The 22,901-nt window shown below is 39.9% G+C and carries 20 protein-coding genes and 1 other RNA gene; 10 read left to right on the forward strand and 11 right to left on the reverse strand.

Features of this window, described 5'->3' with window-relative positions; all coding sequences use genetic code 11:
- From AWW67_RS00675 to AWW67_RS00685, 3 genes are all read left to right on the forward strand, one after another.
- Positions 1-1,008 (forward strand): sensor histidine kinase, encoded by a 1,008-nt coding sequence (locus AWW67_RS00675; protein WP_176699973.1) that lies wholly within the window; start codon positions 1-3, stop codon positions 1,006-1,008.
- The gene (locus AWW67_RS00680) at positions 1,005-1,685 is read left to right on the forward strand and encodes a LytR/AlgR family response regulator transcription factor (protein ID WP_062299499.1); all 681 of its coding nucleotides are present in this window, start codon (positions 1,005-1,007) and stop codon (positions 1,683-1,685) included. Before AWW67_RS00675 ends, AWW67_RS00680 begins: the two co-directional genes overlap by 4 nt.
- Before the next feature lie 272 nt (positions 1,686-1,957).
- Positions 1,958-2,581 carry a hypothetical protein gene (locus AWW67_RS00685; protein WP_053223735.1) on the forward strand — a complete coding sequence of 208 codons (624 nt, stop codon included), beginning with the start codon at positions 1,958-1,960 and terminating at the stop codon, positions 2,579-2,581.
- 108 nt (positions 2,582-2,689) lie between these two features.
- Here AWW67_RS00685 and AWW67_RS00690 read toward each other — a convergent pair whose 3' ends face one another.
- The 5 genes from AWW67_RS00690 to AWW67_RS00710 all read right to left on the reverse strand — a co-directional run bounded on the left by AWW67_RS00690 (position 2,690) and on the right by AWW67_RS00710 (position 12,630).
- On the reverse strand, positions 2,690-3,187 hold the full coding sequence (locus tag AWW67_RS00690) for a hypothetical protein (RefSeq protein ID WP_141655345.1): 498 nt from the start codon (positions 3,185-3,187) through the stop codon (positions 2,690-2,692).
- A 58-nt stretch (positions 3,188-3,245) separates the two neighbouring features.
- Entirely contained in the window at positions 3,246-5,654 is a 2,409-nt protein-coding gene (locus AWW67_RS00695; RefSeq protein ID WP_062299502.1) for a hypothetical protein, read from the reverse strand.
- A 73-nt stretch (positions 5,655-5,727) separates the two neighbouring features.
- Positions 5,728-9,108 (reverse strand): methylmalonyl-CoA mutase family protein, encoded by a 3,381-nt coding sequence (locus tag AWW67_RS00700; protein ID WP_062299504.1) that lies wholly within the window; start codon positions 9,106-9,108, stop codon positions 5,728-5,730.
- Between the two features lie 138 nt (positions 9,109-9,246).
- Positions 9,247-11,433 (reverse strand): patatin-like phospholipase family protein, encoded by a 2,187-nt coding sequence (locus AWW67_RS00705; protein ID WP_141655346.1) that lies wholly within the window; start codon positions 11,431-11,433, stop codon positions 9,247-9,249.
- On the reverse strand, positions 11,434-12,630 hold the full coding sequence (locus AWW67_RS00710; protein WP_311316215.1) for a THUMP domain-containing class I SAM-dependent RNA methyltransferase: 1,197 nt from the start codon (positions 12,628-12,630) through the stop codon (positions 11,434-11,436). It abuts the gene before it with no gap.
- Between the two features lie 156 nt (positions 12,631-12,786).
- Between AWW67_RS00710 and AWW67_RS00715 the strand changes: the two genes are divergently transcribed.
- The 3 genes from AWW67_RS00715 to AWW67_RS00725 are packed head-to-tail and all read left to right on the forward strand — an operon-like array spanning position 12,787 to position 14,320.
- On the forward strand, positions 12,787-13,296 hold the full coding sequence (locus AWW67_RS00715) for a DUF4494 domain-containing protein (RefSeq protein WP_062299510.1): 510 nt from the start codon (positions 12,787-12,789) through the stop codon (positions 13,294-13,296).
- The gene (locus AWW67_RS00720; protein WP_141655347.1) at positions 13,280-13,540 is read left to right on the forward strand and encodes a hypothetical protein; all 261 of its coding nucleotides are present in this window, start codon (positions 13,280-13,282) and stop codon (positions 13,538-13,540) included. Before AWW67_RS00715 ends, AWW67_RS00720 begins: the two co-directional genes overlap by 17 nt.
- A 3-nt stretch (positions 13,541-13,543) precedes the next feature.
- Positions 13,544-14,320 carry an SGNH/GDSL hydrolase family protein gene (locus tag AWW67_RS00725; protein ID WP_062299514.1) on the forward strand — a complete coding sequence of 259 codons (777 nt, stop codon included), beginning with the start codon at positions 13,544-13,546 and terminating at the stop codon, positions 14,318-14,320.
- A 154-nt stretch (positions 14,321-14,474) separates the two neighbouring features.
- Here AWW67_RS00725 and AWW67_RS00730 read toward each other — a convergent pair whose 3' ends face one another.
- The 4 genes from AWW67_RS00730 to ssrA form a co-directional block, all read right to left on the reverse strand.
- Positions 14,475-15,737, reverse strand: a complete 1,263-nt coding sequence (locus AWW67_RS00730; RefSeq protein ID WP_062299608.1) for a replication-associated recombination protein A — start codon at positions 15,735-15,737, stop codon at positions 14,475-14,477.
- Positions 15,738-15,872: 135 nt separating this feature from the next.
- Positions 15,873-16,121: a hypothetical protein gene (locus AWW67_RS00735; RefSeq protein WP_062299516.1), complete on the reverse strand. Its 249-nt coding sequence runs from the start codon at positions 16,119-16,121 to the stop codon at positions 15,873-15,875.
- Between the two features lie 110 nt (positions 16,122-16,231).
- Positions 16,232-16,411, reverse strand: coding sequence for a GIY-YIG nuclease family protein (locus AWW67_RS19255; protein WP_221405241.1), 180 nt, complete (start codon positions 16,409-16,411; stop codon positions 16,232-16,234).
- A 247-nt stretch (positions 16,412-16,658) separates the two neighbouring features.
- Positions 16,659-17,028: a transfer-messenger RNA gene (gene ssrA / locus AWW67_RS00740) on the reverse strand.
- A 187-nt stretch (positions 17,029-17,215) separates the two neighbouring features.
- Here ssrA and AWW67_RS00745 point away from each other — a divergent pair.
- Positions 17,216-17,527 (forward strand): hypothetical protein, encoded by a 312-nt coding sequence (locus AWW67_RS00745; RefSeq protein WP_053223720.1) that lies wholly within the window; start codon positions 17,216-17,218, stop codon positions 17,525-17,527.
- Here the strand turns inward: AWW67_RS00745 and AWW67_RS00750 are convergent.
- Positions 17,451-18,008, reverse strand: a complete 558-nt coding sequence (locus tag AWW67_RS00750; protein ID WP_062299518.1) for an MOSC domain-containing protein — start codon at positions 18,006-18,008, stop codon at positions 17,451-17,453. The genes AWW67_RS00745 and AWW67_RS00750 overlap by 77 nt on opposite strands.
- Positions 18,009-18,863 (reverse strand): sterol desaturase family protein, encoded by an 855-nt coding sequence (locus AWW67_RS00755; protein ID WP_062299520.1) that lies wholly within the window; start codon positions 18,861-18,863, stop codon positions 18,009-18,011. It lies immediately after the preceding gene.
- Positions 18,864-18,955: 92 nt separating this feature from the next.
- Between AWW67_RS00755 and AWW67_RS00760 the strand changes: the two genes are divergently transcribed.
- The 3 genes from AWW67_RS00760 (at position 18,956) to AWW67_RS00770 (ending at position 22,844) form a co-directional block, all read left to right on the forward strand.
- Positions 18,956-20,380, forward strand: coding sequence for an amidohydrolase family protein (locus AWW67_RS00760; RefSeq protein ID WP_062299522.1), 1,425 nt, complete (start codon positions 18,956-18,958; stop codon positions 20,378-20,380).
- Between the two features lie 27 nt (positions 20,381-20,407).
- The gene (locus AWW67_RS00765; protein ID WP_062299524.1) at positions 20,408-20,860 is read left to right on the forward strand and encodes a DUF1569 domain-containing protein; all 453 of its coding nucleotides are present in this window, start codon (positions 20,408-20,410) and stop codon (positions 20,858-20,860) included.
- 109 nt (positions 20,861-20,969) lie between these two features.
- The gene (locus tag AWW67_RS00770; protein ID WP_062299525.1) at positions 20,970-22,844 is read left to right on the forward strand and encodes a DUF3858 domain-containing protein; all 1,875 of its coding nucleotides are present in this window, start codon (positions 20,970-20,972) and stop codon (positions 22,842-22,844) included.
- Positions 22,845-22,901 lie beyond the last annotated feature (57 nt).

Below are 22,901 nucleotides of genomic sequence, written 5' to 3' on the forward strand. Positions count from 1 at the left end.
GTGAACAAACTTATACGCTTAAAATGGTTACAGCATTCAGTCTTCTGGATGCTGTCCATTTACGCAATTGGTTCTTACTTTTCCATTGCTAGCATCTTCACCTTTATCGATTATTTCTATGCGCTTCTCTTTCATATCCCGCTTTTCTTCTTGGTCTATGTAAACCTGAGGTTCTTAGTGCCGAAGTTCTTACAGAAGGGGAAATACATTCCATACACGCTCTTAGTCCTTGGGAATATTTTTGCTACTTATCTATTACATGAACTCACTTTTGAAATTCTTTTGCCTGTTCTACCAACGGAATTCTATATGGTTTCCTTTACCGAATGGCAGGTTTTGGTCAATATTTTTATCATTTATCTGGTGCTCACCACTTTGCTCAAATTATCCAAATCGTGGTATACTTTGCAGCAGGTAGAAAAGGAAAAGGTAGAACTAGAATTGAAGTCATTGAAAATGCAGGTCAATCCTCATTTTCTCTTCAATAGCCTGAACAGTATTTATGCCATGGCTTTGGTGAAAAGCGATAAAACTGCGGCTTCGGTTTTAGAACTCTCCAATCTATTGCGCTACATGATTTACGAAGTGGGCGACAAACGTGTAAGTCTAGAAAAAGAAGTAGAAATTATTCAGGGCTACCTTGACTTACAGCGCTTGCGTTCCGATGCCAGCACCGAGGTCAATTTCAAAATTGAAGGTGACCTCAATGGAAAAATGATTGCTCCACTTTTGTTCTTTCCCCTGATTGAAAACAGCTTTAAACATGGCGTAAAAGGGGTTTCAGATTCAGCTTTTGTACATATGCATTTAAAGTGCAGTAATGAGCAAATCGATTTTAGCATTGTGAACAATAAAGGCGAAATTGACGACATGGAAGCAGGGCAATATGGCGGAATTGGTTTGCAGAACGTATCTTCTCGCTTGGCCCTAATTTACCCGAAAAAGCACGAATTTAAAGTAGAAGACGAGCAAGACAAATTCTCTGTCCATTTAACAATTAAGCTATGATTAAATGCCTGATAGTAGACGATGAGCCGCTTTCACGCGATGTGCTGAAAACCTATTGCACAGATCATCCTGATTTGGAAATTACGGCCCTCTGTAAAGATGCTTTTGAAGCCATGAATGCGCTCGGCAAGTCAAGCGTTGATTTGATTTTTTTGGATGTCAACATGCCAAAATTATCAGGCATCAACTTTTACAAGTCGCTGAACCAGAAACCGATGGTGGTATTTACCACGGCTTACCCTGAGTTTGCCGTAGAAGGTTTTGAACTTGACGCCACCGATTATTTACTAAAACCCTTCTCTTTCGAGCGCTTTGTTAAAGCGGTGAATAAAGTAAAAGAGAAAAGCATGAGTCAACCCGATTCAGACGAAAAATACATCTTACTCAAAGCCGACCGTAAAGTGTACAAAGTTGATTTCTCAGAAATTCTCTTTTTCGAAGCCCTCGGTGATTATGTAAAAGCGCATTTGCAAGACAAAGTGCTGATTGTCACTACCACCTTAAAAAAGCTTATAGAAGAATTGCCATCTTCTGCATTTATCCGCACACACAAGTCCTATATCATTGCTAAAAGTAAAATTGAATATTTAGAAGGAAATCAGATTCAGCTTTCGCAGCACAAAATTCCCATTGGCCAAGCCTACCGCGAAGAAGTATTGAAGAAGCTGGAAAGTTAAAGGAATGAGACCTATAAGGTTTTAAAAACCTTATAGGTTTGGCTTAAAAGCATACAGACCCTGAATCACCCCGAAACTTCGCGGGCAGTGAGACACAATGTTAAACGGACAGAGCCCTAAAACCCATAATAAGTCACAGGTTCTGCCAAAGGCAGATAAATCGGAGAACCTGCGACAGTTGAGCTGCTGTTTAATCACACATTTCTTTAGTATGCTTATTCTTATTAAAACGTTAACTATATTGCTTTAATAAAACACTAAACTTCTAAAGCATGACTAACCTTTTTCTCAAAGCAAAGCACTGGCAATTATTCTCAATGCTCATCGGGCTTCCCATTTTAGGTTACATGATTATGTTCGCCCTCCTATTTAGCTATGCTACTACAACCAATGATTTGGACGATACTACATTGAAAAGTTTTACCGTCATCATTCCTGCTATTGTAATTCTCGTAATGTCCATACTCTTCGGTTGGTTTTGGTCAATTGCCATCGGTTTGCAGTCAAAAATTCCTCCTACCGTAAAAATGAAGGTTAATAAGTTCAAAGTATTTTTCTTCATTCCAATTGTCTATATCTTTTCAGTATTGGTTTTTATGACTCTATTTGGGTTAAGTGATTTTGAGTTGAACTCCGATTTTAACTCCGTTCTTCCCGTTGGTTTACTTGCAATTATGCTCCCTCTCCATTTTCTTTCTATGTTTGGCATTTTCTACTCGCTATATTTTGTAGCGAAAACCTATAAAACGGCTGAATTACAAAGAGAAGTTAGCTTCAGTGATTTTGCGGGAGAGTTTTTTATGATCTGGTTTTACCCTGTTGGTATTTGGTTCATTCAACCTAAAATCAATGAAATGGTAGAAGGAACACCACCTATTGAGGTTCAGTATATTTAGGCTCTTCTTTAATATTAAACGGACAGAGTCTTAAAGTCCAAAGTAAGTCACAGGTTCGGAGAACCTGCGACAGTTGCGAGATCTTATTACAAAGTGACAGTAGTTTCTTTATTCCAAACTTACCCTGTGCTTTATAGCTTGCTCATAAAAATGATGGATTCTGAACATTTGCTCGGCACCTACTTTTTGGCCGGCTTGAGCCACTAAATACAAGCCTATTGCAATAGCAGCCAATATTGGGATAACCCATAAAATAGGAGCTTCCTTTTCAAGCATTATCTGAGAAAGCCCGTATACCCCAGCAAACAAAGAAAGTACCCCAAGCGCAGCATAGGACATAAAAAACACAGCCCAAACACTTGGCTTCGGGCCATACAGACCTCTTACTTCTAAACTCCCTTCTGATATTTCTTCCAAAGTAAGCGTCAGTTCTGGCGACCAATAATGCCTTTCCTCAAGACAAATTTTAATCACACAATATTGTTTGGAAACAAGCCCTATGAATTCTTGATTCTGATCCATGGCTTCTTTGATAGTACTAATGTATTCTTTGGCGGTTCCGGTTACAGTCTCTTTAAACCGTGGTCTGATATGAAGGCTTGACATGGCTAGAAAAATAAACATTCACCTGCCAAATACATAACCGTAGACATAAATGTATTCCTTACTTCAACACTTTAATATCAAACTTGAGCGCTCCCATTTGCCCATTATCACCATAAGCGTCAATATGAACATTAAAAATGGACCGGATATCTGAAGTAAAGAATGAGACCGTTGCCTCACCATTTTCATTGGTAAGAATACTTGGTCTCCAAATCAATGAATTTCGAAAATCGGTAAAAACTCTATCTTCGGGTACTTTATCGTAATCTGGTTCATACACTTCAGGAATCCCATAATAACCATTAAAGTAAGTAGTAGAGTTTGCTTCTTTAGGCGCTCTGTAGGTTTTTAGAACTCCATTTATATAGAGCCGTTCACCGTCCCTAGGTTTTCTACCAAACGAATGGTTACGGCAATTAAGAATGTCAAATGTGCAAACATAGTCGGTATTCTTACCTTCAATTATATTCCTTGCATGGCCACCAGCAACTCCATATTGATCTTGAGTTGCTTCAACCACAAAGTCGTCAAGCCTTTTTACATCATTTTCTATTTGAGGAAGAACATTCCAGTTTTTGGTTGAAGCAAATATTCTCTTTTGCTGGTCAAGCATATCCCAACTCCATTTAACCGTGGCATCAAAAGGCGTATGGAAATTTAAAAGAGCCCCTTCAAGCTGATCGGTTTTAAAAAACATTTTACCGCCTTTTGACCAATACAACATACTGTCTGATATTAACAGTTCTCCGCTCTTATCTGTGCTTAAAATTGAAGCTCCAAACATAGATACCACCTGTATTTTTTGTTGGTCAAGGGCCTTAAGCACCTTTTTCGATACCGAATTAGGATTAATCTTTACCGTAACTTTTAAGTCTGAATCGGTTAAATTTTCTGATAGAATTCGAGGCCAACGGTAAGAACGCCAGCCTTGGGTAAGCATAAGCAAATCTAAATTATCTCTATCTCTTTTTAAATCACCAGAAAAATAGCTCTTGGGGTTATGCACTTGCCCCCTAATTTCATTCGACAAATAGAAAAATGAAACAATATTATCTTCATCAAAAACAGATTTGAAAATTTCATCCACAACCGACAGACCAAGTACAGTCTGAACTGGGGCACCCTGATTATCCGTCACCTTTAATTTGAGATCAACCCTTTCCTTTGTGGTATAATTGGCCTTATTTAGCTTGTAAGTAATATTCAGACTGTTTTGGTTATTTACGAAAACCAAACGCTCCGACAATATTTGCCCAGCACTATTCGACAGGTTAGCTTTAAGAATACCCCTAGGCAACGATTGTGTTGGTATTTTCACTAGGGTTCCATCACCCGACATAATGATTTTGGACTCATAAAATAACTGGCCACGTTGTTCTATCCTAAAGGTCAATGAATCTCCTTCAAAACCTTCACTTTTCTTAACAGCAAAAAGAACTTCATTTTCGGTTTGTTTGGACACGTTTAAAACAAACCCAGCCTCATATATTTGAGGGAAGTTAAAAATCGAATCGATTTTAGGGGCAATAATAGAAACAGAATATTGCTTGGATGGAAGCGGTAAAAAGTAAAAGCTGCCCATTCCGTTATGGCGCGATTTAAAGGAGGTAACCAACGCTCCTTTTTCATCTATAACAACAGCAGAGTCAATATTAATGGGTGTTCCGTTTTGCTGAACCGCCTTAAAAGCAATTTGAGAAGAAACTCCTTGTACAAGGTTTCCTCCTTCTGGCATCAAATTGAATTGAATACGTTGGGTATTTGTTGGCAGGGTAACTGGAAGTTCAAATTGCTCTTCACCCAAATCGGAATCCACGTCAATCTTCAACACTAAATTTTCGAATGTTTTTAATTTGCTAAATATGGGTATCGCAATCCCTAGACTATCGGTGGTAGTTTTGACTCTAGCTACACGTTTATTCTCGTTCCATATTTCAGCATTAATTTTAGCGTTCTTTACCAACTCACCAGACCTTCTCACCACTTTAACTTTTGGCGACAACGAATTTTCCTTGGTCATTAAGGCATTATCGAAGTTTACATCTACTAATATTGAAGGGGTAATTCTTGATTTAAGCAGAATGCTTTTGGCCTTTTTTACCTCATCGGAAAAGGAATTTCTAGTAAAGGCAAAAAGACTATACTCGCCCTGTTTTAATGTGTCGGCTAAAAAAATATGCCCCTCTGCAAAGCCATTGCTGATTTCGAAAATCTCTTTAAAAACAACTTGATTTTCAGCCTTACTCCTTAACTCTACAAACAAGGAAGAATCCTGCCTGGAAGGAAGTAAACTCTGCGCGTTTAAAACAGTAGCGCTAAACCACAGGTCTTCTCCCAATTCAAAAACCGATTTATTGAGCTGAAGATAAATGGACTGTTCATTAGACGGGGTTTGCGCAGCCAAATCTCCTTTGAGAGATATTTGAAGCCCAACAATAAAAAATAAAAGACTGACGAGCTTTTTCAATATTGACACTTTAGATAAATAGTCACCTGTCAGTTTTTCTAAACACAACAGGTGACTAAAAGTACTCCAAAATCTACATATTCCTTCTATACTGGCCGCCTACTTCAAATAATGCCGAAGTAATTTGACCAAGTGAGCAATACTTACAAGCTTCCATCAATTCTTCAAAAATATTTTGATTCTGAACTGCTGCCGTTTGAATTTTCTTAATCAGTTCTTCTGCTTTATCTGCATTTCCTTTTTGAAGTTGCTCAAGCATTTTAATCTGATATTCTTTCTCTTCAGGCGTAGCACGAATCACCTCTTTTGGTAAAACAGTTGGTGAGCCTTTTGAACTCAAGAAAGTGTTCACCCCAATAATTGGGAATTCACCCGTATGCTTTAGCGTTTCATAGTAAAGTGATTCTTCCTGAATTTTCCCTCGCTGGTACATGGTTTCCATAGCGCCCAAAACGCCTCCACGTTCCGTAATTCTATCGAACTCTAAAAGAACAGCCTCTTCTACTAATTCGGTCAGTTCTTCAATAATGAACGACCCTTGCAGTGGGTTTTCGTTGGTAGCCAAACCTAGCTCTTTATTGATAATCAACTGAATGGCCATTGCCCTACGCACCGACTCCTCGGTTGGAGTGGTAATGGCCTCATCATAAGCATTGGTATGCAAAGAGTTACAGTTGTCGTAAATCGCATACAAAGCCTGAAGTGTAGTTCTGATATCATTGAAATCAATTTCTTGCGCATGCAACGAACGACCCGAAGTTTGAATATGATATTTTAGCATTTGCGCCCTAGCATTTGCACCATACTTCTGCTTCATGGCTTTCGCCCAAATTCTTCTGGCTACACGTCCAATCACCGCATATTCAGGATCAATTCCATTCGAGAAGAAGAAAGATAGGTTCGGCCCGAACTTATCAATGTCCATTCCGCGGCTCAAGTAATACTCTACATAAGTGAAGCCATTCGCCAAAGTAAAGGCCAATTGTGAAATTGGATTTGCGCCCGCCTCGGCAATATGATAACCCGAAATGGATACGGAATAGAAGTTTCTTACATTCTTATCGATGAAATATTGCTGAACATCACCCATCAAACGAAGGGCAAATTCAGTAGAGAAAATACAAGTATTTTGCGCTTGGTCTTCTTTTAGAATATCGGCCTGAACCGTACCTCGCACTACAGAAAGTGTTCTGGTTTTAATTTCTTGGTAAACATCGGCAGGTAAAACCTGATCGCCCGTAACGCCCAAAAGCATCAGCCCCAAACCATCATTTCCTTCAGGAAGCTCGCCTTGGTATTGTGGACGCGTTACGCCTTTCTTTTTATAAATTGCTTTGATTTTTTCTTCAACCTCAGCTTCCAATCCATTCTCCTTGATGTAAATCTCACATTGTTGATCAATGGCGGCATTCATAAAAAAGCCTAACAACATTGGCGCAGGGCCATTGATGGTCATTGAAACAGATGTGGTTGGATCAGACAAGTTGAAGCCTGAATACAGTTTTTTGGCATCGTCTAGGCAGCAAATGCTTACGCCAGAGTTACCAATTTTACCATGAATATCTGGTCGATAACCTGGGTCGTTTCCGTAAAGGGTTACTGAATCGAAAGCCGTAGATAGACGCGCTGCTGGCATTCCTAAACTTACATAATGGAAACGTCTGTTGGTTCTTTCTGGCCCGCCTTCACCCGCAAACATACGCGTTGGGTCTTCGCCTTCTCTTTTGAAAGGATAGATTCCGGCAGTATAAGGGAATTCGCCCGGTACATTCTCTTGCAACGACCACCTTAGAATATCTCCCCAACTTCTGAATTTTGGCAAAGACACTTTAGGCACTTGCGTGTGAGAAAGCGACTCCGTATGTGTCTTGATTTTAATTTCTTTGTCACGAACCTTGAAAGAGTAAACAGGGTCGGTATAGGTTTTCTTTTTCGCTTCCCACTCTTCAATCATAATCCAATTTCTTGGATCAAGATCTAATTTAACGGTTTCGTAAGTTTCTTGTAAGCCTTTAATCAATCGGTCGCGATCGGCAATGGTCGAATTTTTGAGCGTTTCCATTGAGGTGTGTAAACCGTAAAGTTTATCGGCCACTTCAGCTTGGTTTAACGCCCACTCATCGTAGGAACGATTTGACTCGGAAATCTCTGAAAGGTAACGCGTTCTATGTGGAGGAATCACGAAGATCTTCTCCGACATCTCATTGGTAATCTCAAAGGTAGATTCCAGTTTAGCGCCTGTTTTTTCTACCACTTTATCCATGATTACACGGTAAAGCGAATTCATTCCTGGGTCGTTAAACTGTGAAGCGATGGTGCCATAAACTGGCATATCATCCACCTTAGCAGACCACAGTCCGTGGTTACGTTGAAATTGTTTTTTAACATCACGCAGTGCATCTAACGCACCACGTTTGTCGAATTTATTGAGGGCAATCACATCGGCAAAATCGAGCATGTCGATTTTTTCCAACTGTGTTGCCGCACCGTACTCTGGCGTCATCACATAAAGCGATACATCAGAGTGGTCCAGTATTTCAGTGTCGGACTGACCAATACCAGAAGTTTCTAAAATAATAAGGTCGTACTGAGCGGCTTTTAAGATTTGAACCGCTTCGCGAACGTGCTTTGAAAGTGCCAAATTCGATTGACGAGTGGCCAGCGAACGCATATAAACACGCGAATTGTTAATTGAATTCATTCGAATTCTATCGCCTAAAAGTGCTCCGCCTGTTTTTCTTTTCGAAGGATCTACCGATACAATAGCGATAGTTTTATCTTCAAAGTCCATTAAGAACCTGCGTACTAATTCATCAACCAAAGATGATTTTCCAGAGCCACCTGTTCCTGTAATTCCAAGAATAGGCGTTTCAACCTTATCTGCCATGGTGTGCACCTTGTCCATTTCGCTTTTCGATTCTTCAGGGAAATTTTCCGCAGCAGAGATCATTCGCGCAATAGACTTGATGTTCTTTTCTACGATATGATCTACTTCATCCGTCAGGTTTTCTCCAGTAGGAAAATCGCACTGCTGCACCATGTCGTTAATCATGCCTTGCAAACCCATTTTACGTCCATCATCTGGAGAGTAAATTCGGGTAATGCCGTAATCCATCAATTCTTTAATTTCTTCTGGCAGAATTACACCTCCACCTCCACCGAAAATCTTAATGTGACCAGCACCTTTTTCCTTCAATAAATCGTGCATGTATTTGAAGTACTCCACGTGCCCACCTTGGTAAGAAGTCATGGCAATCGCCTGAGCATCTTCTTGAATGGCAGTATTCACTACTTCTTCTACACTTCTATCATGCCCCAAATGGATTACCTCACAGCCAGTGGCTTGAATGATTCTCCGCATAATGTTGATTGCTGCATCGTGGCCATCGAAAAGGGAGGCGGCTGTTACTAATCTTACTTTATTTTTGGGTTTGTATGGTGCTACTTCTTGCATAAAATGGTGTTCTAAGCTATTGGATTGCGAATTTAAGCAAAAGCCGTGAGTTTCCTAACAGTTGTTAGGAGGAATGGAGAACTGTGTCTTTGCGAATGAAATGATAGAGTAAAACATCTATCAAGAACTGAAATAGCATCACTTCTCTAGTTCTTTCAAAGCCTTTTGGTTGATGTCGTCTTTAATGCCATCCAGAATATTCTGGATTTCACGGTCTGTTAATCGCCAACTCAAAGAAGCACGGTTCGATTTCTGATTTTGGTATTCAAATTCAACACGCCTTAAATGGCTTCCGTAGTCAGATGAAATCATATCGAAGCGCTGTTCGTTTTTAATGGTCTGAATTTGATCCCAGCTTCTCACTGCACCTTGAATAGGGGAAATGAATTTCTGAACTAAGTTCTTTGAATGATCTTCTTCCACTGGAGGCTCTTTGCTTGAGTCTCGGATGGTAATCATCACCACTTCCGAAGTATTCTCTTTGATCCAATCTTTAAAAACATGCAGAAATGTGGTGGCATCAGAAATTCCGTAATTATCGGAAATCCCAGCATCAGCAATACTCATTTTGGGAGTAGTAGGCAAAGATATAGAAGGAGAAAAATACGGAAATGTAGCACTCATTCGCAAAGCGGTTAAAAATCTTAGGCTATCGGGCTGATGTTGAGCCAAAAGCAAATTAAAGTCTACTCCTTGAATTTTTGAATGATCTTTATTTGCGCCTGTATTAAAAAATGCGGTCGGATGAGGAGAAACATACAGTTTTCGTCCATCATTTGTAATGGTTGAACCTACAATTAGCAAAGGGATTTCTGCATTATATTCTGGCGCTCGATAGGCAGAAATAGGCCGATCCAATAAGCCATGGAGGTTAGATTTTAGTCGCTGTTCAAACTCATAACCCCTTTCTTTTTTATACTTGAACCCACCGTATTCAAAGCTTCTGAACTTCACGAAAAGGTCGTTTACCAGTAGGGTGAAAATAACGGGATTGAGCACATCTTTACTTATATCGACCAAATGCTCATGGGCTTGTGGATTCAAATTCTTCCAGGCTAATTCTCGGTAAAAAGCAGCTCCAAACAATCCTCCCGAAGCCCCAGTAATCATAAAGGTGTTATTCATTAATTCACCTTCAAATACAGAATCGGCATGTTGTAGCACATTGGTCGTCCATAATGCCGAACGCTGCCCTCCACCGCTCACCGTTACCAACACCATTTTAGGTTTTTCCTCCTTAAACTTTGCTTTCCAATTTTCAAGCACCTTAAGCATATATTCTTTGGAGGCCTCTACATTTTGCTCAGAAGCATATTCTTGAAGATTTTCTAACTTATATTCAGCCGGAGCACTCTCATAATTTAGACCATAAGCTGGATACTGATAGCTAAGAAAATCCGTAGCAAACACAATGTTCAGCAGTATAAATACGCCTACAATTCCACTGATAATCCATGACCTAAACCAAAAGCTTAAAGCCCCCGTAAGCATCACAATCATTGTAAGCAAAAGCACTCCAGAAGCTGCTGCTGGTATTTGAAAAATGGCTACGTCTTGAAAAAGCCCCAGACCAAAAATGATCAAAAGCACCAGTGATTCTATGATAATGGCATTTCGTTGATTCTGAAGAAAGACCCTTAAGATTGCCATTCTATCATAATATTCCTCGAAGCGCCTGGTAGAATAAAACTTAAAATTAAGGCTCAAATAATAATTCACCTTCACCCTACTTCTTCTCAAAGATTGTAATTTTCTAAAGGCTTTGAGTTTTTGACTGTTGGTTCTTTTTATTTTTAGTTGCTGATTAATTCCCAATACCTTAAAAATATCTCGATTGGTTTTAAAGAAGTAGGCAAACAGGAAAATCAAAAAGGCAATACATCCCAACAACACTCCAGCTACTTTAATCGCAATTCCTTGACCAGCTCCTCCTCCTGCATCGTGTTGAAACTGGATTATTTTAATCACATAAAACACCAAAAAGCTAAAAGGAATTATGGAGTTATTAATGCAAAAATGAGCCAAAGGTTTGGGTAAAGTACCCAGAAAAGGAAACCTGAACCCGTCTAGAATATAGCTGGTAATATTAAAGGCCATGCCAAATCCAGCCACAGCTATACCCATGATAAAAAAGCCCCAAATGGAAACTTCATCTAAATAAACAGGATCTAAAAACAGATATGGTATTCCTAAATTTTCGCCAAAACTGCCTCCTACTGACGAAAACAAAATGAACCAGTACACCAATAAAAATTGGTTGTATTTAATATGTACAACCAGTAGTTGCACAGGAAAACTGGACCATATCTTCTTTAATATTTTCAATTACTTTTCTTTACGCGTTCCTGCATATAATTCATACTCTAGCAAACGTGAGTCGATTTTTGCATTGTAAAACTCTATCCTTCTCTTGGTACGTAAACCTATTCGTTTGGCCAAGTCTAAATTTCCGGTAAACACATAGCCCATGTACCCTTTACACTGTTGTTTGAAAAAGTCGCCAATGGCAGAGTAGATTTCTTCCAAGTCTTTATCGGCCCCAAGTCGTTCTCCATATTCGGGGTTGAACATTACTACACCTGTTTCTTCAGGAATTTCAGTTTCTCTAAAATCACAAACCTGAAAATCTATTAAGTGATCAACACCCGCGGTTCGAGCATTCATTTTAGCGGCTGTAACCGCACTACTACTCAAGTCTGATGCAATAATTTTAAAGTCGAGCTGGTTTTTACGCTGCAACTCTGCCAAACGTATATAACCTTGCCATGAGTCTTCGCTATAGCCGTTAATATGCATAAAACCGAAGTTTTCGCGGAACAAACCCGGGGCGGTATTGGTGGCTAGCAAAGCTGCTTCAATGGCCAAAGTGCCACTTCCACACATTGGGTTTACAAAGGTGCTCTTCCTATCCCAATTACTGGCAATGATGGCCGAGGCCGCCAAAGACTCAATCATTGGCGCCTTTCCTGGTATTTTTCTATAACCATGCTTGGCAATAGTTTGCCCTGAAGTATCGAAGTAAACACGCACTTTGTCCTCTTTCCAGTATAAATGAATAACAGCCCCATCTCTATCTGAACCTGAGTCTGGGCGTTTGCCCGTTTTCTTTACAAATCGATCAGCAATAGCGTCTTTCGCTCTTAGGTTGGCAAACCGATCATCTGTAATGGTGTCATTCTTTACATAAGAGGTAATCGAAAAGTAATCATCTGTGTCGAAATATTCTTCCCAAGGAATCTTGGACAGTTCTCTGTAGAGCTCATCCGCATTTTTCGCTCTAAATCTTCTGATTTGAAAAAGCACCCGCCCTGCAGTACGCAAAAACATATTGAGCTTTAAACAATCGTCCATAAAGCCGTTTACTTCTACTTCTGTAATACTCTGGCTTTCAATTTTAAAGCCTAGCGCTTCAATTTCTTGAGCAAGCCAAGGGCTTTGTTTTGGAAAACAAGTGACAACAATTTGACTGGGGTAAGGGAATACTTGACTCATATTGGCGTGAAGTACCGAAATTTTTAACAAATTATTCGACTTCGAGAAGATAGCTGATATAAAACTTATAAACCAGCGGTAATTACATCTAAAACTTGGGCAAGTTTCTTCGATAGAAATTCCAAATCTCTACTGTTTTCATCAATATCAATTGTATTTTTGACCCCTCATTTAAAGAATGGAATTATGAAGACTTGGTTTACCTGTAAGGTGAAATATATGAAGGAAGACGAGCAAGGTCGCACCAAAAGTGTGAGCGAAACGTATTTGGCCGATGCCCTTTCTTTTACCGAAGCCGAAGCTAAAATTTATGAAGAAATTGGCCAACGTGTAATGGGCGAATTTCAAGTAACTGGCATAGCAAAAAGTAGGGTAACCGATGTTTTTGAATACCCAGATGCTGATACATTCTTTAACTGCAAAGTAGTATACATGGCTGCAGATGCTGATTCTGGTAAAGAAAAGAAGATTTCTAACTTGATGATGGTAACCGCCAGCGATGTAAAACAAGCTTACGAACGTATTCGCGAAAGCTTGAACAATATGTTGGTTACCTTTACCATTCCTGAAGTGAAGGAATCGCCAGTTTTGGAAATTTTCCATCATACAGCAGAGCAAAAAGTACCAGAAGGTTTTAAGCCTATTGCTGAAGTTCAGGGTTCACCAGAAGAAGACGAAGATGATGACGAAATTTGATCAAGTAAATCCCGCAGCTTTCAAGTGCTTAAGAGCCAAGTTAAAAAGTCAGGGCATCGAACTTCAAGGCATCAGTGGTTACCTTTCCAAAAATGGAATTTCGCTCGATTTCGAGTATTCTGAAGCCGAAGAAAGCCTAAGCATTTCTAATTTGGAAGTGGGTTTTCCTGCCTCAATGATTGGCATGAACAAAGACAAAGTACTCGGTATTTTGGAGAAGGCCATTTCTGAATGTAGAGGATAAAAGATGAACAGCAAGTACATTTTTGGCGCACTGATTACCATTCCCCTGTTGCCAATTATGTACTTTCAAGGCAAAAGAATACGTGCCAGCGTGCCTTCTTTACCCGAAGCCAGAGGTACTGAAGGAACAGTCACATCATTCCCTTCTTCCGATCCACTTAAAATCATTGCCCTTGGCGAAAGTACCATTGCCGGGGTAGGTGTGAAAACACATGAGGAAGGCTTTACCGGAACTTTTGCCAATCACTTGGCCACTCAACTCAATACAAATATCGGCTGGAAGGTATATGCAAAAAGCGGCTATACTGCTAAACGCGTAACGGAAAGGTTAGTCCCGAAAATTAAAGAAACAGAAGCCGACCTCCTTGTGGTTGGCCTTGGCGGAAACGATTCCTTTACTTTCAACAGCCCAAATCAGTGGGCAAAAGATATTGATGCATTGATTATCGCCTTGAAGAAAAAATTCGGAAATGCTCCGATTCTTTTCACCAGCATGCCCCCAATTAAGCTATTCCCTGCTTTTACCAGCCTCATTAAGTTTTCTATGGGGAACTTGGTTGAAATGCTGGGCGAAAGGCTTGAGCAAACCATCGCCAAACATGAAAATGTTTTTTACGATGCCCAGAAAATCAGTTTTGAAAATTGGATCGATAAAATAGATCCGTCTATGACCAGCGCGGATTTCTTTAGTGATGGTGTTCATCCTTCTAAACTTACTTATCAGGTTTGGGCAAAGGAAACCGCTAATTATGTAGTTCAGAATTCGCTAATCAAGGCTTAGTTTCTACTATACTCTGAGAAAACCCTCCAAAAGTTATCTTTTATAGATTGAATGAAGCCATTAGCTCCTGCTGATCTAGGAACATCAACTTTTGGAGGGTTCCGACTATTAGTGCAGAATACTAAAGTCTAATAGCTAGGTACTCAATACTACTTCAATACCCATACTTTTCTTTCCACATGGCTTGTAAGCGCTTGCGCATTTCTTCTTCGCGTGGGTTTTTACCCGGGTCGTACAGCTTAGTTCCTTTGATTTCGGCAGGCATAAATTCTTGGTTTACAAAGTTGCCAGGGAAGTCATGCGAGTATTTGTAGCCTTTGCCATAGCCCTCTTCCTTCATCAATTTGGTTGGCGCATTACGGATGGGCAGTGGCACTTGTAAATCGCCCGTTTGACGCACCAAAGCTTGGGCTTCATTTATGGCCATGTAGGCCGCATTACTTTTAGCAGAAGCCGCCAAATAAGTAACGCACTGTGACAAAATGATTCTTCCTTCCGGATAGCCGATCATGCTTACGGCCTGAAATGCATTGGTGGCAATCACCAAAGCAGTGGGGTTTGCATTGCCAATATCTTCCGAAGCCAATATGACCAACCTACGGGCAATAAACTTGATGTCTTCACCGCCTTCAATCATTCTTGCTAAATAATACACCGCAGCATTAGGGTCGCTGCCGCGAATGGATTTGATGAATGCTGAAATGATATCGTAATGCTGTTCGCCCGATTTATCGTAAATAGCTACCCGCTGTTGCGCAATGTCGATTACTTTATCGTCTGTGATTTCTACTTCTTGGCCGCCAAGGTTTTCCACCACCAAATCGAGTAGGTTGAGCAGTTTTCTGGCATCGCCACCAGAAATACTAAACAGTGCTTGGGTTTCCTTTAAATGAATGGTTTTCTGGCTCAAAATCTTATCCTTCTCAATCGCGCTTTCCACCAAACGAAGCAGGTCTTCTTTAGAAAGTGCTTTGAGCGTATACACCTGCGACCGCGACAAAAGGGCCGAGTTAACCTCAAACGAAGGATTTTCTGTGGTGGCTCCAATTAAGGTAACATCTCCTTTTTCTACCGCACCCAAAAGGGCATCTTGCTGCGACTTATTAAAGCGGTGAATTTCGTCAATAAAAAGAATGGTTTTCGATTGAAATTTTGCTCTTTGAATTACTTCTCTTATCTCTTTTACGCCAGAGCTGATGGCACTCAAAGGGATGAAAGGCGCTTTAACCGTATTCGCAATAATATTGGCGATGGTGGTTTTACCCACACCAGGAGGTCCCCATAGAATCATGGATGGAATTCCGCCCGACTCTATGGCCCTGCGCAAAACTCCGTTTTTCCCAACTAAATGTTCTTGACCAATCAGGTCGTCTAAGGTTTGGGGACGGATGCGTTCGGCAAGGGGTTTTTGAGACATTTCCATGCAACGAAATTAGGAAGGTTATGTGAGAAGAGTGATGACAACTCGCCAAAAGTTATTCAACAATTTTCTATGGTTCTATATAAGTCGGTTTTATTACGAGCTAAACTTTTGGAGAGTTTATCAAGAGCATCAAAACCTTCGCTCCCACTGACTAGCATTCTGCTTTCTCTTGAGTTCGCCAGAGTCAATCATTTCCTGAAGGCGGGGCAAGCGTTCGGCATTTTTAGAGGTCATGTGCCAGTAACCGCAGTCACGACATTCATACACATTCTGTGGCCCTTGATGCTCGGCAAAACCTTTGTAAATATGCTGATCGATCAGGGCATCTTCGGCCAACTGCTGAGAATCGTATTGAATTTTACCTGAGGAGCAACGCATAGCGCAAAGATACTGAAGAGGAATTGGTTTGGTGTAAAATTGATTGCTAAATCATCGACACCGTTGTCAAACAAACCTTTTGAACATAAAAGCTCGTCCTGAGCCAGATTTCAAGTACTTTTCAAATTCAAAAGCCTTGTATTTCTCAGGGAAATTAATGGTGAGCACCACCTCAAAAGGTAGCCACTCACTTCGCCTTTATTGTGCCGTTTTAATCTTTCTTCAAGATTACCAGTACAACCTACGTAAGTGGAGTCATCAGAACATTTGAGGATGTAAACGGTGTGCATGGGTGAAATTCTTATTATTCAAGATAAAAAATTATGAGACTATTCACAGACAAGAAAAGTGAGTTTAAAAATTTTAAACAGTCCAGCTTCACCAAGAGCTATAATTGACAGTCCACCTTCGCTAAAGCTACGGTGGACGCAGTGGTGGAGTTTCTCCACCGAAGCCCGCAAGTACTGAGGCTTCGAAACAAGAGGCTTCGGTGGATAAAAAAAGCCCACCTTCGCGCAAATGCGCTTCGGTGGGCGAAGGTGGAGCCGGAGGGGTTCGAACCCTCGTCCAGATAAGGAACACTAAGCGCCTTCTACATGCTTATTCGCTGATTAATTTTCGAATGTAGCAAGGTCAGCAACCAACCTAATCTACACCTTATTCGCAATTGATCTTACCGCTTCTATCACGATACCTAGAAATGGCCAGGTTTGCGTGTGATGCCTCGATTTCCCACCCGGCAAACCAGAGGGTGAGAGAGACACATTACTGCTAATTCTTAATTAGGCAGCAAGGGCGTATTGTCTTTCGCCAATTATAAATGTGAAAGTTTTATTTAAGGGAAATACTCACAACTCCCTGCATGCTTACACTTGCATTACACCTACTGTCAATTCCAGTCGGCCCCATGTTATATAAGTAAAGGCCGTTTGCCTTTCCATTGAATCTGCGAAAGTACGGTCTTTTCTACATCTTCTGAAACATCTTGAACAAAAGAATGTTGCCAGAAAGTTTCAAAACCCGCACTTATACTTATTCTTTAAAACCCTACGCCCCTAAAAAGGTTATGTAAGAACAAATTTAAAAAACGCATTATGAAAACTACAGATAGAACACTTTCACAGGTATTGGCAGAGTTAAACGAACAAGGTTTTAAAGAGCAATTTACGGCCAAGGAAAAGAATATTGTGGCCACAGCCAGCAAAAAGGAGTACACACCTTACCAACTCAAAATCGTGAAAACGTATCGCTTTGATGGCATGACGAACCCTGGTGATGAAGAAGAGATTTTTGTGATCGAAGCCAATGATGGCACCAGAGGTACATTAATTATGGCTGGAGGCCCTGATCAGTCGCAGAATGTAGAGTTGGTGAAGGAAATTCCTGAGGCTGCTCCATTGGACTAAGCGTGTCATCAAGAGAAATCAAACCAGAGGTTAAGATTCTTGCGGTTATTCCTCCGTGCCCACGCATGGCGTTATAACCGCCATTTCCTAAGTTCTCTTCCATTCTGGAACAAGGATGACAATCGCCAGTATGTTCCAACACTGCATTTCCAATTCGGAATTTCTTTCCTTTTAAGGCTTGAAGATTAATTCCTTCCACAACAATATTTCTTCTTAATAATAAAGGGTTAATTTCAGCTTGGCCAACCATAGAGGCTACAGCCTTAATATGCTCAGCTTGAATCAGCGTTACTTGCCTCTTTCCTCCTTTCGATGCGTAATGGTCGCCTGCTAAACCTACACCTTCAATGGCATTAACTTTTTCAACAGTTATTGGCAATTTTCCTCTTTCAGGTCGAATAGAAATAAAAATCACCTTGCCAGCTTGAGCAAACTGGTTGGTTAAATAAGGAATCGCCTTTTGCTCTAGTGAAAGCTTCATTTATTTCTTCGGTACAAGGTTTTGAACTTGTTCATCCTCTGGAACCCGGTAAGGCTGAAATGGAATTTTGAGCAGGTTCACCATATCATCATTCTCTTTAGGATCCATGTGGGTGTCGATGCCATACACTAAAGATTTTGTATCTTCCACTTGGGCAAAAGTGCCGAAAATACGATCCCAGATAGAAAAGATATTTCCGAAGTTAGTATCGGTTAAAGGTTGCGTATAATGATGATGCACCTTATGCATTAATGGCGTAACAAACAACCAAGAAAGCACTCTATCTACTGATTTCGGCATGCGAATATTGGCATGAGTTATATGAGCGAAGAGCACAGAAAGGCTTTGGTACACCATAATAAGCCACATAGGTGCGCCTACAATAATTACGGCAAGAATGGTAAATCCAATTCTGAAAATGGTTTCTCCTGGGTGATGTCGCAAACCCGTAGTAACATCTACTGTGGTATCGCTATGGTGTACCAAATGAAATTTCCACATCCATTTTACTTTGTGCTCGGTATAATGCACTAAGTAAGCGCCAATAAAATCGAGCAGTAAAACACCAACAATCAATTGCCCCCAAAGCGGTAGATCAACAACATACAACAGTCCAAACTGATTATTAGCAACCATATCTGAAGCCGCCAAGAGTACACCGGCTAAACCAAAACCGATAATGGCTGTAGTTAAGGTGAAAAATAGGTTAAGCCCAGCGTGTCGTACTTTTTTATACTGGAAAGTAAAGAGTGGAAGCGTGCCTTCGACAACCCAAAAAACCACCACTCCGCCAATTAAAATCCCCGCCCGAAACTCTGTGGGAATATTATCAAAGAAATTTACCAAACTTTCCATCTTACAATTTATTCTGCCTGCCTAACATATGCAACGTTCAAGCTTAATTTAGAAAGCATAATTCTTTAACTTTCAATCATTAATCATCGACCATGAAATTAAGAAGCCTCCTTACCTCCTCGCTTTTCTTTCTTACCATACAATTATCGTTTACTCAAGAATTCTCACGCGCAGTTCGTCCTTATGTAGCTGTTCAGGAAGATATTGTTGCCCTTACGCATGCTAAAACCATTGACGGCACTGGTGCAGATATCAAAACGAATCAAACTTTGGTTTTCGAAAATGGAATTATTACCGCCATGGGAAATACGGGTGAAGTATCGATTCCGGCTGGCGCGAAGGTGATTGACTGCACAGGCAAAACAATAATGCCCGGAATGGTCATGCTTCACGAACATATTTTCTACCCCAAACCTTTCGATGGCATTTTTAGCGTTTCACAAATGACATTCACGTTTCCGCGTCTTTATTTGGCCGGAGGAGTAACCACTATTCGCACTGCGGGTAGTATTGAACCGCAAACTGATTTGAACATTAGAAAATGGATTGAGAAAGGAAGAATGTTGGGGCCCAAAATGGACTTAACAAGTCCGTTTATAGAAAGAGAAGGCACATCAGTACCGGAAGTGGGTGTGATTGAAAGCTCAGACGAAGCTGCAGAAATGGTGAATTATTGGGCAGACAGAGGTATTAATTCCTTTAAGGTTTATCAGAACATAACAAAAGAAGATTTAAAAAGCGTAGTAAACGCTGCGCACGCTAAAGGAAAAAAAGTAACTGGACATATCTGCTCAGTCACTTACCGCGAGGCTGCGGAAATAGGAATTGACAATATTGAGCATGGTTTCTTCCAAAGCTCTGATTTTGTAGGCGACAAGGTAGATGACTTCTGTCCTGCTTTTAAACGCGGACAAGCATTACGTGCCTTACCAGTAGACGCTCCAGAAATGAAAGAATTGATGGAATTCTTAATCGAGAAAGACGTAGCGGTAACTTCTACCCTTACTGTTTTTGAACCTTACACCAATAGAGAAGTAGTTTTGGGTGGTGGTTTAGAAGCCATGAGTCCTGAAATTCGTGAAAGCCTAGAAACCAGCCATAAGCGTCAGCAAGGAAGAGACTCTACTTCTATTATTGCATTTCAAAAGCAAATGGCTTGGGAGAAAATGTTTTACGAAATGGGCGGAAAACTTTTGGCAGGCACCGACCCCACTGGGGCGGGCAGAACCATTGCAGGCTACGCCAATCAGCGCATGATCGAGCTTTTTATTGAGGCAGGCTTTTCGTTAACCGAAGCTGTTAAAATATCAACTTTGGATGGTGCTAAATTTTTAGAGCGTGCCGATAAAGTAGGCTCACTAGAAGTAGGAAAACAAGCCGACATCCTAATCATCGATGGAGATTTAGAAGCGGATGTGAGCAATATCCGTAAAATGGAAATTGTGTTTAAAGATGGCGTAGGCTTTAACTCTCCAGCCATTTTTAAATCAATGAACGGCAAAGTAGGTATGTATTAGATTTCTAATTTTTTTAAATAGACAATAATGAAAAACATTTTTAAGCCAGAGGTAACTCAAGAGGTCATTGACAGAATCAATAAACTCACACCAGAAAGCCAACCGCTTTGGGGCAAAATGAATGTGGGACAAATGCTAGCACATTGCAGCGTTACTTATGAAATGATTTATGATGACACACATCAGCCGCCAAAAGGAATGATGAAATTGATGTTGAGGTTTTTCGTGAAAGGAATGGTGACAAGCGAGAAGCCGTATAAAAAGAATTTAAGAACCGCTCCTCAGTTTTTAATGACTACTGAGAAAGACTTCGAAATAGAGAAAAAAAGACTGATTGACTACCTCTCAAAAACACAAGAACTTGGCGAAGCACATTTCGACAATAAGGAGTCACTTTCGTTTGGACGACTAAGCATCAACGAATGGAACAATATGTTTTATAAGCACCTTGACCATCATTTAAGTCAATTCAAAGCTTAATCTCACGCTAATAAAACATATCACAACTTTTAGTTTATCAGATCACAGAAAGCTCCTATTTTTATTTTTACTTTACTAAATACAAAGTATCTCAGATAAATTAATTGCAATGAGGAAAAACAGTTCCTTTTTATCAATAACCATATTTCTAATTGGTTACCTATTTTGTCACCTTACACTATCAGCGCAATCAAGAAATGACAATAGTGCTGAGGTCTTAACTTATGATAAAAAGATAGAAATTGAAGGAAAAAAACTTTCAGTTTGGGTAGAAATATCGATTCAAATCAATAATCATGACGGTCAGCATATGACCCAAGTTGCTATACCTTTTTCAGCATCGAATAAGATCAAAGACCTTAGTGCATCAATAATTAATGCCTCTGGCAATGAGGTAAAAAAGCTAAAAAAGAGAGATGCTGTAGATGTAAGCAGCATTTCTGGTTACTCCCTTTACGAAGATGATTTTAATAAAGTCTTTGAGTTAAGCTACAATCAATATCCTTACGTGCTTAAATACAGCTATTCTATTTCTTACAATGGCTTTCTTTCGATTGATGAATGGACTCCTGTAATAGCTCTAAATACAAATACAAAAAAGGCATCATTAACCTTAACCACACCAACCGACTTTCAATTATCAATAAAAGAACAGAATATAAATCAAGCCATTAAAAATACAGAAGGTGGTAAAGTGATTTATAAATGGACAGGAAATTACACTGCTGAAAGCATTAAAAAAGAAGTATTTTCTCCTCCTATTCATGAGCTCATTCCTAAAGTCTCAATAGTACCTCTGAACTTCGAATATGGTCCCTCTGGAAGCTTTCAGTCATGGCAGTCTTATGGAGAATGGCTAAATCAGTTGAGCTATGGCCTTCATGATTTACCTGAAAGTGAGAAGCAGGTTGTCAAAAATTTAACTCAAGATTTGCCAGATATAGAGTCAAAAGCCAATGTCCTTTATCATTATTTACAGGATAATATTAGGTATACCAATGTTGCAATTGGTATTGGAGGAATGCTTCCTTACCCCGCGAGTTACGTGGCTCAAAATAGATATGGTGACTGTAAGGCATTAACCAATTACATGCAGGCACTTTTAGCAGAAGCGGGTATTGAAGCCTTTTGTACTGATGTATATGCAGATAAAGTACCTATTGATATCGACACTAATTTCCCAAGTCAGCAGTTTAATCATGTCATTTTGGCCATTCCAACCAAAACAGATACACTTTGGTTAGAGACCACAAGTAACATCAACCCTTTTGGTTATCTAGGAACCTTTACACAAAACCGTAAAGCGCTTTTAGTCAATTCTTCTCAAAGCAAAATCATCCAGATTCCTGCAATGACCAATGTAGAAACGCGAAGAGACACACGAATAGATATTTCCATCCAAGCTAAAAATAAAATACAGGCACAAGTAAATAGCAAGTTCAGGGGCGATGACTTTGAAACCTTACTATACTACATGAAAAGTGAATCTAAGAGTGAAATAGATCGTTTTGCAAAATCAAAGCTACCCTATCAACAGTCTCCATCAACCATCACTAAAATCAACCAAGAAACGCGTGATTCTCAAGAAATAATAGTGGAAGCTGAAATGAATCTATCCGACTATGGTCAGCAGTTTGGAGAAGCCAAAGTCTTGAATTTACCCAGACTAGATTTTCCAAAAATTGAAAGACCAACTGAAAGGAAATCTCCTCTCTTCTTTCCTTACCCTATCCATTACAAAGATGAATTTGAGATAACAATTGATGAGAGCATTAAGGTTACTCTTTCAAATGGAAATGATAATATTGACTCAATTTTCGGAAGCTTTTCCGTTACATCCGAAAAAATAAATAATAAGATTATTCTGACTCGAGAATTTATAATTAAATCTGGCCGATACAAACCTGAAGATTATACTGATTTTTTTGAATTTATATCTTCTATTAATGAATCAAGAGCCAAGACATTAATCACGCTAAAATAATTATGACAGCTTATTTCAAACCTCTTTTCGCCACTCTCCTTTTTTGTTTTTGCTTGA

It is taken from the genome of Roseivirga seohaensis (assembly GCF_001592945.1).
Classification (GTDB): Bacteria; Bacteroidota; Bacteroidia; order Cytophagales; family Cyclobacteriaceae; genus Roseivirga; species Roseivirga seohaensis.